Source organism: Streptomyces netropsis (assembly GCF_014203545.1).
GTDB classification, from domain to species: domain Bacteria; phylum Actinomycetota; class Actinomycetes; order Streptomycetales; family Streptomycetaceae; genus Streptomyces; species Streptomyces netropsis.
The window spans coordinates 147,402-159,912 of sequence record NZ_JACHJG010000015.1 but is presented as its reverse complement, the minus strand read 5'-3'; the positions used below and the strand labels follow the sequence as shown (position 1 = coordinate 159,912).

The following is a 12,511-nucleotide window of genomic DNA, read 5'->3' as shown; positions in this document are numbered from 1 at the left end:
CGCCTCACGGCTTGACCGACATGTAATAGCGCCGCGCGCCCGCGTGCAGCGGCAGCGGATCGGTGAAGACCGCCGTCCGCAGGTCCACCTTCTGCGCCGCGTGGACCTTGACGCCGATCCGGTCGCGGCTGTGTATCACCGAGCGGGTGATCCGCTCCGTGAGTTCGGGGTCGGCGTGGTCCATGGTGACCAGGAGGTTCGCGACGGCGATCGTCTTCACGGCCTGCGTGGCCCGCAGCTCCGGGTAGGCGTCCGCGGGCATGACGGCCGCCCTGTAGTAGCGCGTGTTCCCGCCGAGGGCGTGCAGCGGCGCTATCAGGTCACCGAGCTGCACCAGACGGATCTGCATCCGCCTCCCCAGGGTCTGCACGGCGTTGGTGGGCAGCCCGCCGGACCAGAAGAAGGCGTCGATGTCGCCCTTCTCCAGCAGGCCCGGCATCTGGTCGATGCCCACCCGCACCGGGGTGATGTCCTTGTCGAAGTCGACCCCCGCGGCCCGCAGCAGCCGCCGGGTGATCAGCTGCACCCCCGACTCGTCCGTGCCCACGCCGACCCGCTTGCCCTTGAGGTCCCGCGCGGACCCCACCTTCGAGTCCTTCTCCACCACCAGCTGCATGTAGTCGTCGTACAGCCGGGCGCAGGCGCGCAGTGAGCGCGCCCCCTCCCGCCCCGAGGCGCGGTAGGTCGCGACCGAGTCCGCGGTGGCCAGGGTGAAGTCGGCCCTGCCGGTCGTGAGCTGCCGCAGATTGTCCAAGGACCCCTGGCTCTCCCTGAGCCGCACCTCCAGCTCGGGCAGGTCGCGGGCCAGATCCTCCTGGAGGAGAGCGCCGTACTTCGCGTACACCCCGGTCGGCACCCCGGTCGCGAACGACATCCGTCCCCTCGGCGAGGTCTCGCCGCCGAACGGCCACAGCCACCAGGCCAGGAGTGCGAGCACGACGGCGGCCACCGCGCCCGCTCGCAGGGCACGGCACCGGTCGACGTGCGGGAGTCGGGGAGCCATGGGTGCGGATACTGCCAGTCCGCGTGGATACGGACCAGGCCCCAAACCGTGACCATCGGGGACCATCACGGCCCCCGCTCCCCGCCCGGCCCCGGCCCGGACCGCGCGGGGAGGGGGCGGGTTGTCCGAGCGACCACGTACCCTGGTCGATTGAGATGAGTGCGAAGACATACGAGGTGCGCACCTACGGGTGCCAGATGAACGTCCATGACTCCGAGCGGCTGTCCGGCCTGCTGGAGGACGCGGGCTATGTCCGCGCGCCCGAGGGGACCGCGGAGGGCGATGCCGACGTCGTCGTCTTCAACACCTGCGCGGTGCGGGAGAACGCCGACAACAAGCTGTACGGCAACCTCGGCCGGCTGGCCCCCATGAAGACGAAGCGGCCCGGCATGCAGATCGCCGTCGGCGGCTGCCTCGCCCAGAAGGACCGCGACACCATCGTCAAGCGGGCCCCGTGGGTCGACGTCGTCTTCGGCACGCACAACATCGGCAAGCTGCCCGTCCTGCTGGAGCGCGCCCGCATCCAGGAAGAGGCGCAGGTCGAGATCGCCGAGTCGCTGGAGGCGTTCCCCTCCACGCTGCCGACCCGCCGCGAGTCCGCGTACGCCGCCTGGGTCTCCATCTCCGTGGGCTGCAACAACACCTGCACCTTCTGCATCGTCCCGGCGCTGCGCGGCAAGGAGGAGGACCGCCGGCCCGGCGACATCCTCGCCGAGGTCGAGACGCTGGTCTCCGAGGGCGTCTCCGAGATCACCCTGCTCGGCCAGAACGTGAACGCGTACGGCTCGGACCTCGGTGACCGCGAGGCGTTCTCCAAGCTGCTGCGCGCCTGCGGCGGGATCGAGGGCCTGGAGCGCGTCCGCTTCACCTCCCCGCACCCGCGTGACTTCACCGACGACGTCATCGCCGCCATGGCCGAGACGCCGAACGTGATGCCGCAGCTGCACATGCCGCTCCAGTCCGGTTCGGACACCGTGCTCAAGGCGATGCGCCGCTCGTACCGGCAGGAGCGCTTCCTCGGGATCATCGAGAAGGTCCGGGCCGCGATGCCGGACGCCGCGATCTCCACCGACATCATCGTGGGCTTCCCCGGCGAGACCGAGGAGGACTTCGAGCAGACCATGCACGTCGTGCGCGAGGCCCGCTTCGCGAACGCCTTCACGTTCCAGTACTCCAAGCGCCCCGGCACGCCGGCGGCCGACATGGAGGGACAGATCCCCAAGGAGGTCGTCCAGGCGCGCTACGAACGCCTCGTCGCCCTCCAGGAGGAGATCTCCTGGAGCGAGAACAAGAAGCAGGTCGGCCGCACCCTCGATGTCATGGTCGCCGAGGGCGAGGGCCGCAAGGACGGCGCCACGCACCGCCTCTCCGGCCGCGCCCCCGACAACCGCCTCGTGCACTTCACCAAGCCCGAGCAGCCGGTGCGCCCGGGCGACGTCGTGACCGTCGAGATCACCTACGCCGCACCGCACCACCTGCTGGCCGAAGGCCCCACCACGGGCGTGCGCCGCACGCGCGCGGGCGACGCGTGGGAGAAGCGCACCGCCGCTCCGGCCGAGAAGGCGGGCGTCATGCTGGGCCTGCCGGGCATCGGTGCCCCGGCTCCGCTGCCCGCGCCGACGGGCGGCTGCAGCATCGTCTGACGGCGGCCCGGGGGCGGCTCCGGCCGCTCCCCGCGCCGTCCGGGGCGGATGACCTCCCGGGTGTGCCGAGTGCCCGCCGCGACCCGCGCCCGTCGCCCCACTAGGCTGCGGATCATGCTTGTCGCCGCCGCCGTCTGCCCCTGTCCGCCGTTGCTCGTCCCGGAGGTCGCCGCCGGGGCCGCACCCGAACTGGACGCCTTGCGGGCCGCGTGCCTGGACGCCGTGGCCGTACTCGCCGCCGCCCGCCCCGACCGGCTCGTCGTCGTCGGCCCCGCCGCGGCCCCCGGCCCGTACCCGCACGGCGCGGCGGGATCGTTCCGCAGCTTCGGCGTCGACGTCGACGTACGCCTCGGCCCGGGCGAGCCCACGGGAGAGCGGGAACTGCCGCAGGCCCTCGCCGTGGCCGCCTGGCTGCTGGGACGCACGAGCTGGTCCACCGCGCCGGTGGAGGGCCTGGGCGTGGACGAGCCGCTGGACGCCGCGCGGTGCCTGGAGACCGGCCGGGAGCTGGCCGCGGGGGCCGAGCGGGTCGCGGTCCTCGCGATGGGCGACGGCAGTGCCTGCCGCACCCTCAAGGCACCGGGCTATCTCGACGATCGGGCCGCCGCGTTCGACGCGGGGGCGGCTCGGGCGCTCAGCTCCGCCGACACCACGGCGCTCGCCGCGCTCGACCCGGAGCTGGCCCGGGAACTGAAGGCCGCCGGCCGCGCCCCCTGGCAGGTGCTCGCGGGCGCGGCCGAGGGCGCCGGACTGGCCGGGCAGCTGCTCTACGACGACGCGCCCTACGGCGTGGGGTACTTCGTGGCGTCCTGGTCCTAGAACCGTCCGGTGGGTCTTCGCGGGCTCCCGGCGCCTGGCACCGGAGGTACCTCCGGGCGGTGGCCCGCGTTGTCGGAAGTCGCCCGCATGCGCCCGGTACGAGGGCGGTCCTCCGCCGTGCGAGCGCACGTGCCGCTCGCCGATTCACGGATTCACGAAGATCCGCCGGAGAGGCCCTGGCTCCGCCGGTGGCCCCGGCGCCCGGGCCGCATGGCGACGGCCGCGGAGCGATACGCTCCGCGGCCGGTCGCCGACGAGGTGTCAGGAGGCCGCCGAGCCCGTACCGCCGCCCTTGGCGTCCTTCTCGGAGAGCCGGCCGAGGGCGTCCTTCGCCTTGGCCGTGCCGGTCCGGATCTGGCTGCTGTACTTGCCCTTGGTCTGCGAGTCGACCACCTGCGCGGCCTTCTCCAGCACCGGCCCGATCTTGTCCCCGTGCTGCTGCGCGAGATCACCGACCTTGCCCTTCACCGGGCCGAGCTTGGCTATGAGATTGTCGAACAGGCTCACGGGCACTCCCTGATTTTCCTCGTCGATACGCTACTTACGGGCGCCCTCACCGGCCTCGCTGTCGGCAGCCTTCTCCGCGGACTGCTGCTTGGGGATCTCGACTCCCTCGGCCGCCTCGTCCTCCGCGCCGGCCTCGGCGGACTCCTCCGCCTTCGCCTCGGCCGTCTCCTCGGCGTCCGTCGATTCCGCCGTCAGAGTGGCAGCCGCGGCCTCTTCGGTTGACGCTTCGGACGCCTTACGGCGAAACCTTGAAAACACGCCCATATCTACTCCATTACCTTACTGGTGTGAGCGAAATCCCGCGTCGCCCGGAGCGTCCCATTGCGCCGCTTCCGGGCACCGACCCGTGAACCGGCCGTCGGAACCTCGCAACAGGCAACGAACCCGGCCGCGTCGCGTCACGTCGCTCGTTCGAGGGGCGAGCCCAAGGTTTGCGAGACTGGTGCAGTGAAAAACGCAGTTCCCGCACCGCGGGTCATCGCCGTCGTCGGACCCACGGCCGCCGGCAAGTCCGATCTCGGCGTCGCCCTCGCCCAGCACCTGGGCGGCGAAGTCGTCAACGCCGACTCCATGCAGCTCTACCGCGGCATGGACATCGGCACCGCCAAGCTGACGATGGAGGAACGCCAGGGGGTGCCGCACCACCTGCTCGACATCTGGGACGTGCGGGAGGCCGCGAGCGTCGCCGAGTACCAGCGGCTGGCCCGCGCCGAGATCGACCGGCTGCTCGCCGAGGGCCGCACCCCGGTGCTCGTCGGCGGCTCCGGGCTCTACATCAAGGGCACCATCGACGCCCTCGACTTCCCCGGCACGGACCCCGCCGTACGCGCCCGGCTGGAGGCGGAGCTGGCGGAGCACGGCCCCGGCGCCCTGCACACCAGGCTCGCCGCCGCCGACCCGGCCGCCGCCCGGGCGATCCTGCCCGGCAACGGCCGGCGCATCGTGCGTGCCCTGGAGGTCATCGAACTCACCGGCAAGCCCTTCACCGCCAACCTGCCCGGCGAGAAGCCCGTGTACGACGCCCTCCAGATCGGGGTCGACGTCGAGCGCCCCGAGCTGGACGAGCGGATCACCCTGCGCGTGGACCGCATGTGGGAGGCCGGGCTCGTCGACGAGGTGCGCGCGCTGGAGCGCGAGGGACTGCGCGAGGGGCTCACGGCGCCCCGCGCGCTCGGCTACCAGCAGGTGCTCGCCTTCCTGGCGGGGGAGTGCACCGAGGAGGAGGCGCGGACCGAGACCGTCCGCGCCACCAAGCGGTTCGCCCGGCGTCAGGACTCGTGGTTCCGGCGGGACGCGCGCGTGCACTGGCTCAGCGGCGCGGCCGACCGACGGGCGGAACTCACCGGGCAAGCGCTGGGGTTGGTCGAACGGGCGGTCACAGCCTGATCACGTGATGGCATCGGGACGCTCCGCACGCCATTCATGACCGTGCGAGCGTGCCATCATCGAGCTCGATCGAGCCGTGAAGTCCGAGTTGGGAGGGCGCGTGGCGATGGAGGCCGGTCCTCGCGACAGACCGCAGCAGCCGCCGCCCGGTGAGCCGGAGGCGCTGACTCCGGACGGCCCCGAGGACACCGAGGACACCGCGCCCGACAGCACCGTGCCCGCGTCCTTCCGGGAGCTGCGCCCGCCGCGCAGGCTGCGCGTCTGGCAGCTCGCACCGATCGTCGTGCTCGCAGCCGTCGGTTCGCTGATGTTCGCCTTCCCGCTCGCCTTCGAATTCGGCGACGGCGGCCCGGTCGTCGCCATGCTCGGCCTGCTCATCAGCTGCTGCGCCGCGGGCTGGGGCGTGATGGCGGCCCGTCGCGTGGGCTACACCTGGCCCGGCCTGCCGCAGCGGGGCTCCGGACGCCGCCCGGACTGGCGGTACGTGGCCCTCTACACAGCCGTGGTCGCCCTCCTGGTCGTCCTCGCCGTCTGGCGCGTGGCGCGCCTGCGGTAGCGGGGACCGCCCCGCCCCTTGCCCTCCTGTGGGGCCACCCCTGGTCGGGGCCGCTGTCACCGGTGCCCCGTACCATCGAAGCGTGAGCACAGCGCAGATCGCCTTCCTCAAGGGCCACGGCACCGAGAACGACTTCGTGATCATCCCCGACCACGACGGCCGGCTCGAGTTGTCCCCGGCCGCCGTCGCCCGGATGTGCGACCGGCGGGCCGGCATCGGCGCGGACGGCGTGCTGCGGGTCGTACGGTCCGCGGCGCACCCCGAGGCGCGCGCGATGGCCGACGAGGCCGAGTGGTTCATGGACTACCGCAACGGCGACGGCAGCGTCGCCGAGATGTGCGGCAACGGCGTCCGCGTCTTCGCGCGCTACCTCCAGCGGGTCGGCCTCGCGGAGGAGGGCGACCTCGCGATCGCCACCCGCGCGGGCATCCGCCGCGCCCACATCGCCAAGGACGGCCCCGACGGCACCCCTGGGGACATCACCGTCGGCATGGGCCGGGCGCTGCTCCCGGAAGGCGGGATCACGGTCACCGTGGGCGAGCGCGACTGGCCCGCCCGCAACGTCAACATGGGTAATCCGCACGCCATCTCCTTCGTCGACGACCTCGCCGACGCCGGGAACCTGTTCACGGCCCCCCTCGTCAGCCCCGCCTCCGCGTACCCGGACGGCACCAACGTCGAGTTCGTCGTCGACCGCGGCCCGAACCACGTCGCGATGCGCGTCCACGAGCGCGGCTCCGGCGAGACCCGCTCCTGCGGCACGGGCGCCTGCGCCGTGATGGTCGCCGCCGCCCGCCGCGACGGAGCCGACCCCGCCCTCCTCGGCCACCCCGTCACCTACACCGTGGACGTCCCCGGCGGCCGACTGGTGATCAGCGAGAACCCCGACGGCACGGTCGAGAAGACCGGCCCCGCCGTGATCGTCGCGGAGGGCTCGTTCGACCCGTCCTGGCTGGAGACGGCCGTCGGCTGAGAGCGCCGCCGCGCACCCCGTGCCCGTTCGCGGGGACTTTCGGACGGGGGCTCGCTCGAATGGGTGATCCGTTTCACTCTGGGCGAGAGCGGGTGAGCGGTGCGTGATGGGCTCGGTAGCATCAAGCACCGGTCTGGAGGCGTGAGCCGACCGCCGGTCGATGCCGCCGGAGGTGCCCATGAGCGCAGACGCCACGAATGAAGGTGCTCTCGGCCGCAGGCGCGGCCGCCCCCGTATCGACCTGAGACGGCTGGGGCGCGCGGCGCTCCGCGGTTCCGGGGCGCGAGGGCGCCTCCCCGACGCCATCGATCACGTCGCCAAGGTCCATCGGGCGCACCACCCCGGCGCGGATCTCGACATCCTGCGCCGGGCCTATGTGCTCGCGGAGTCCTCCCACCGCGGGCAGACGCGCAAGAGCGGCGAGCCGTACATCACGCACCCCCTCGCCGTCACTCTGATCCTCGCCGAACTGGGCGCCGAGACGACGACCTTGACGGCCTCCCTCCTCCACGACACCGTCGAGGACACCGAGGTGACCCTCGATCAGGTGCGCGAGCAGTTCGGCGAGGAGGTCCGCTTCCTCGTCGACGGCGTCACCAAACTGGAGAAGGTCGACTACGGCGCCGCGGCCGAGCCCGAGACCTTCCGCAAGATGCTCGTGGCCACCGGCAACGACGTCCGGGTGATGTCCATCAAGCTCGCCGACCGGCTGCACAACATGCGCACCCTCGGCGTGATGCGCCCCGAGAAACAGGTCCGCATCGCCAAGGTCACCCGCGATGTGCTGATCCCGCTGGCCGAGCGGCTCGGCGTGCAGGCCCTCAAGACCGAGCTGGAGGACCTGGTCTTCGCGATCCTCCACCCCGAGGAGTACGCCCGCACCCGTGACCTCGTCCTCGCCCACGCCACCCGCACCGACCCCCTGCAGGCGACCGCGGTCCGGGTGCGCTCGGTGCTGCGGGAAGCGGGCATCGCCGCCGAAGTCCTCGTCCGGCCCCGGCACTTCGTCTCCGTGCACCGGGTCCGGCTCAAGCGCGGCGAGCCGTCCGGCTCGGATCTCGGCCGGCTGCTCGTCCTCGTCACGGAGGACGCGGACTGCTACGCGGTCCTGGGCGAGCTGCACACGTGCTTCACCCCGTTCATCTCGGAGTTCAAGGACTTCATCGCCGTACCGAAGTTCAACCTCTACCAGTCACTGCACACCGCCGTCGCGGGCGAGGACGGCCAGGCCGCCGAAGTCCTCATCCGCACCCACCAGATGCACCGGGTCGCCGAGGCCGGTGTGATCGCCCTCGGGAATCCCTACACCGGCCCGGAGACCCCCGACGCCCCGGACGGCGAGCGCGTCGACCCCACCCGCCCCGGTTGGCTCTCCAGGCTCTTGGAGTGGCAGCGCGCCACACCCGACCCCGACACCTTCTGGACCTCGCTCCGTGACGAGCTGGCCCAGGACCGGGAGGTCACCGTCTTCCGTGCCGACGGCGGCACGATCGGCCTCCCGGCGGGCGCGAGCTGTGTCGACGCGGCCTACGCCCAGCACGGCGACGGTGCGCACGGCTGTCTCGGCGCGCGCGTCAACGGCCGGCTGGCGACGCTCAGCACGGTCCTGCGCGACGGCGACACACTCCAACTGCTGATGTCCCCCGACACCGTCTCCGGGCCGTCCCCGGAGTGGCTGGATCACGCCCGCACGCCGGCCGCGCGGATCGCCATCGGCCGCTGGCTGGCCAACCACCCGACGCCCGAACCCGGTGCGTCGCCCACGGCCCCGCCCGCGCCGCCCGCCCCGGGCCCGCCCCGGCCCGCCGCCAAGGCCGCGGGGCCGGCCCCCGCCGGGCCCGTCGTCGTCGCCGAGCAGGCCCATCTGGCAGCCGCGAGTGTGCGGCTCGCCGGCTGCTGTACGCCCGTGCCGCCCGACGAGGTCACCGGCTTCGCCGTGCGCGGCGGCGCGGTGACCGTGCACCGCGCCCAGTGCCCCGCGGTCGACCGCATGGTCACCTCCGGACGCGACCCGGTCGGCGTGCAGTGGCGGGCCACGGACGGCGAGGGCGCCCGCGACTACCGCGTCACCCTGCGCGCCGAGTCCTTCAGCAGGCCGCATCTGCTCGCCGATCTGACCGAAGCCATCGCCGCGGAGGGCGCGGCGGTGATCTCGGCCGCCGTCGAGCCGCCCCACGAGCAGCGCGTGCGCCATACGTACACGCTCCAGCTGTCCGACGCCGCGCGGCTGCCCGAGCTGATGCGCGCGATGCGGCGGGTCCCGGGCGTCTACGACGTCGAGCGGGCGGGCCGGCCGGTGGCGGCCGCGCCCCTGTGACGAGCCGGCATGGGCCGACCGGGGGATCCGTCGGCAGGGGGTGACGCTCCGTACGGCCCTTCGGGCCGCTCGTACGGGTGGGAAAGCGTCGTGGCGCCACTCGCGGTGACTTCCGCGCTGATAGCGGTGGACGCATGCCGCACACACCCGGGGCACGTCCCCCGAAGCCCCGGCGGTCCGTACGCCGCCGCGCCGCCCTGACCGCCGCCGTCGCGGCCCTCCTCATCGGGGCCGCCGCCCCGCCGCCGTCCCCCATCGCGCGGGGCATCGGCGACCGGCTCTTCCCCGACCTCGGCAACCCCGGCTTCGACGTCACCGCCTACGACATCAGCTTCGACTACCACGGCAACGACAAGCCGCTCGACGCCGTCACGGTCATCGAGGCCGAGGCCACCACGGATCTGGACAGCCTCAACCTGGACTTCACCCACGGCACGGTCGGCTCGGTCGAGGTCAACGGCCTGCAGGCCGACTTCGCGACCGTCAAGGAAGACCTGGTCGTCACCCCGCGGGTCGCCCTGCCGAGCGGCGGTGGCTTCACCGTCACCGTCCGCCACACCAGTGACCCGCGCGGCAGCGGGGACGGCGGCTGGGTCCGCACCGGCGACGGGCTGGTCATGGCCAACCAGGCCGACGCGGGCCACCGGGTGTTCCCCGGCAGCGACCACCCCTCCGACAAGGCCCGCTTCACCTTCCACGTCACCGCGCCCAAGGACCTGACCGTGGTCGCCAACGGGCTGCCCACCGCGCGCAGAGCCGGGGGAGCGGTCACCTCCTGGACCTACCGGACCGGCCACCCCATGGCCACCGAGCTCGCCCAGGTCTCCATCGGCCGCTCCTCCGTGCTGACCCGCACCGGCCCGCACGGCCTGCCCGTCCGAGACGTGGTGCCCACCGCCGACCGGCAGAAGCTGGAGAAGTGGACGGCGAGGACGCCGGGCCACCTCGCCTGGATGGAGAAGAAGGTCGGCAGGTACCCCTTCGAGAACTACGGCGTGCTGATCGCCGACGCGTCGACCGGATTCGAGCTGGAGACGCAGACCCTCTCCCTCTTCGAGCGCGGGCTGTTCACGAACGCCGCGTTCCCCGCCTGGTACGTCGAGGCGGTCATGGTGCACGAGCTGGCACACCATTGGTTCGGCAACAGCGTCAGCCCCCGCACCTGGTCCGACCTCTGGCTGAACGAGGGCCATGCCACCTGGTACGAGGCGCTGTACGCCCAGGAGAAGTCCGACAAGCCCCTCGTCGACCGCATGCGCCTCGCGTACGAGCAATCCGACGCCTGGCGCGCCGACGGCGGCCCGCCCGCCGCGATCAAGGCCCCGGTCCCGGGCAAGAAGATCAGCATCTTCCGGCCCGTCGTCTACGACGGCTCCGCCCTCGTGCTCTACGCCCTCCGGCAGAAGATCGGCGCGACCGCCTTCGACCGCCTGGAGCGCGAGTGGGTCGCGGGCCACCGGGACGCCACCGCGACCACAGCCGACTTCATCGCCCTCGCCTCGAAGATCTCCGGCCAGGACCTGAAGCCGTTCCTGCACGCCTGGCTGTACGAGGCCAAGACGCCGCCCATGCCGGGCCACCCCACCTGGAAGACCGCCAAGAAACCCGAGTGACGCTCCGGCGGCGGCATGGGACCATCAACGGGTCGGCGAGGCGGCCGGCCCCGGGAATCCCCGGGGCCTCCCCAGCGTTGTCGACGGTGCGGCCCCACGCATCGGGGCCCGCACTTCCCAACGACGTAAGGATCAAATGACCTCCTCTTCTTCCCTTCCGCAGGACCAGGACCGGCAGAGCCTCCCGGAGAGCCTTCGGGCCGACGCCCTGATGGAAGAGGACGTCGCCTGGAGCCACGAGATCGACGGGGAGCGCGACGGCGATCAGTACGACCGCTCCGAGCGCGCGGCACTGCGCCGGGTGGCGGGTCTCTCCACCGAGCTGGAGGACGTCACCGAGGTCGAGTACCGGCAGCTGCGCCTGGAGCGTGTGGTGCTGGTCGGCGTCTGGACGTCCGGCACGGCCCAGGACGCGGACAACTCCCTCGCGGAGCTGGCCGCGCTCGCGGAGACCGCGGGTGCCCTCGTCCTCGACGGTGTCGTCCAGCGCCGTGACAAGCCGGACCCGGCCACCTTCATCGGTTCCGGCAAGGCGCGGGAGCTGCGCGACATCGTCCTGGAGAGCGGCGCCGACACCGTTGTCTGTGACGGCGAGCTCAGCCCCGGCCAGCTCATCGCCCTCGAGGACGTCGTCAAGGTGAAGGTGGTCGACCGGACCGCCCTCATCCTGGACATCTTCGCCCAGCACGCCAAGTCCCGAGAGGGCAAGGCGCAGGTCGCTCTCGCGCAGATGCAGTACATGCTCCCGCGCCTGCGCGGCTGGGGTGCCTCGCTGTCCCGGCAGATGGGTGGCGGCGGCGGTGGCGGCATGGCCACCCGCGGCCCCGGTGAGACCAAGATCGAGACCGACCGGCGCCGCATTCGCGAGAAGATGGCGAAGATGCGCCGGGAGATCGCGGAGATGAAGACCGGCCGGGACATCAAGCGCCAGGAACGCCGGCGCAACAAGGTCCCCTCGGTCGCCATCGCCGGATACACCAACGCGGGCAAGTCCTCGCTGCTCAACCGGCTCACCGGTGCGGGTGTCCTGGTGGAGAACTCCCTGTTCGCCACCCTGGACCCGACCGTGCGCCGGGCCGAGACGCCCAGCGGGCGGCTCTACACCCTCGCCGACACCGTCGGGTTCGTCCGGCACCTGCCGCACCACCTCGTCGAGGCGTTCCGCTCCACCATGGAGGAGGTCGGGGACTCCGACCTGATCCTGCACGTGGTGGACGGCGCGCACCCGGCGCCGGAGGAGCAGCTGGCCGCCGTGCGCGAGGTGATCCGCGAGGTGGGCGCCGTCGACGTGCCCGAGATCGTGGTGATCAACAAGGCCGATGCCGCCGATCCGCTGGTCCTCCAGCGGCTGCTGCGGGTCGAGAAGCACTCGATCGCCGTGTCCGCGCGGACCGGCGAGGGCATCGAGGAGCTGCTCGCGCTGATCGACGTCGAGCTGCCGCGGCCCGCCGTCGAGATCGAGGCGCTCGTGCCGTACACGCACGGTTCCCTGGTCGCGCGGGCCCACGCCGACGGCGAGGTGATCTCCGAGGAGCACACCCCGGAGGGCACCCTCCTCAAGGCGCGCGTGCACGAGGAGCTCGCCGCCGAACTCCAGCGGTTCGTGCCGGCCGCGCGCGGCTGACGCGAGGCCGCTCCCGCAGGCGAAACGAAGGCCCGCCCCCGACGACGTCGGGGGCGGGCCTTCGCGATGG

11 protein-coding genes are annotated in these 12,511 nt (G+C 72.6%); 8 read left to right on the top strand and 3 right to left on the bottom strand.

Annotation, left to right across the window (positions count from 1 at the left end):
• Positions 1 to 4: 4 nt before the first annotated feature.
• Positions 5 to 1,003 (bottom strand): TAXI family TRAP transporter solute-binding subunit, encoded by a 999-nt coding sequence (locus FHS38_RS29350; RefSeq protein WP_184738653.1) that lies wholly within the window; start codon positions 1,001 to 1,003, stop codon positions 5 to 7.
• Between the two features lie 155 nt (positions 1,004 to 1,158).
• Here FHS38_RS29350 and miaB point away from each other — a divergent pair, with 155 nt between their 5' ends.
• Positions 1,159 to 2,646, top strand: coding sequence for a tRNA (N6-isopentenyl adenosine(37)-C2)-methylthiotransferase MiaB (miaB, locus tag FHS38_RS29345; RefSeq protein WP_184738651.1), 1,488 nt, complete (start codon positions 1,159 to 1,161; stop codon positions 2,644 to 2,646).
• Positions 2,647 to 2,760: 114 nt separating this feature from the next.
• Entirely contained in the window at positions 2,761 to 3,465 is a 705-nt protein-coding gene (locus FHS38_RS29340) for a class III extradiol dioxygenase subunit B-like domain-containing protein (protein ID WP_184738649.1), read from the top strand.
• 261 nt (positions 3,466 to 3,726) lie between these two features.
• Here the strand turns inward: FHS38_RS29340 and FHS38_RS29335 are convergent, their stop codons facing one another.
• Positions 3,727 to 3,972, bottom strand: coding sequence for an antitoxin (locus FHS38_RS29335; RefSeq protein WP_184738648.1), 246 nt, complete (start codon positions 3,970 to 3,972; stop codon positions 3,727 to 3,729).
• Between the two features lie 30 nt (positions 3,973 to 4,002).
• Positions 4,003 to 4,236, bottom strand: coding sequence for a gliding motility protein (locus FHS38_RS29330; protein ID WP_130881833.1), 234 nt, complete (start codon positions 4,234 to 4,236; stop codon positions 4,003 to 4,005).
• Between the two features lie 183 nt (positions 4,237 to 4,419).
• Here FHS38_RS29330 and miaA point away from each other — a divergent pair, with 183 nt between their 5' ends.
• From miaA to hflX, 6 genes are all read left to right on the top strand, one after another.
• On the top strand, positions 4,420 to 5,358 hold the full coding sequence (miaA, locus tag FHS38_RS29325) for a tRNA (adenosine(37)-N6)-dimethylallyltransferase MiaA (RefSeq protein ID WP_184738646.1): 939 nt from the start codon (positions 4,420 to 4,422) through the stop codon (positions 5,356 to 5,358).
• A 106-nt stretch (positions 5,359 to 5,464) separates the two neighbouring features.
• Positions 5,465 to 5,914 carry a hypothetical protein gene (locus tag FHS38_RS29320; RefSeq protein ID WP_184738720.1) on the top strand — a complete coding sequence of 150 codons (450 nt, stop codon included), beginning with the start codon at positions 5,465 to 5,467 and terminating at the stop codon, positions 5,912 to 5,914.
• An 82-nt stretch (positions 5,915 to 5,996) separates the two neighbouring features.
• Positions 5,997 to 6,887, top strand: a complete 891-nt coding sequence (gene dapF / locus FHS38_RS29315; protein WP_184738644.1) for a diaminopimelate epimerase — start codon at positions 5,997 to 5,999, stop codon at positions 6,885 to 6,887.
• A 178-nt stretch (positions 6,888 to 7,065) separates the two neighbouring features.
• A complete protein-coding gene (locus tag FHS38_RS29310; RefSeq protein ID WP_184738642.1) occupies positions 7,066 to 9,204 on the top strand; it encodes a RelA/SpoT family protein in 2,139 nt (712 codons plus the stop codon).
• 134 nt (positions 9,205 to 9,338) lie between these two features.
• Complete coding sequence (locus FHS38_RS29305) at positions 9,339 to 10,817, top strand: M1 family metallopeptidase (RefSeq protein WP_184738640.1); 1,479 nt, start codon at positions 9,339 to 9,341, stop codon at positions 10,815 to 10,817.
• A 136-nt stretch (positions 10,818 to 10,953) separates the two neighbouring features.
• Positions 10,954 to 12,441: a GTPase HflX gene (gene hflX / locus FHS38_RS29300; protein ID WP_184738638.1), complete on the top strand. Its 1,488-nt coding sequence runs from the start codon at positions 10,954 to 10,956 to the stop codon at positions 12,439 to 12,441.
• The last annotated feature ends 70 nt before the right edge of the window (positions 12,442 to 12,511 follow it).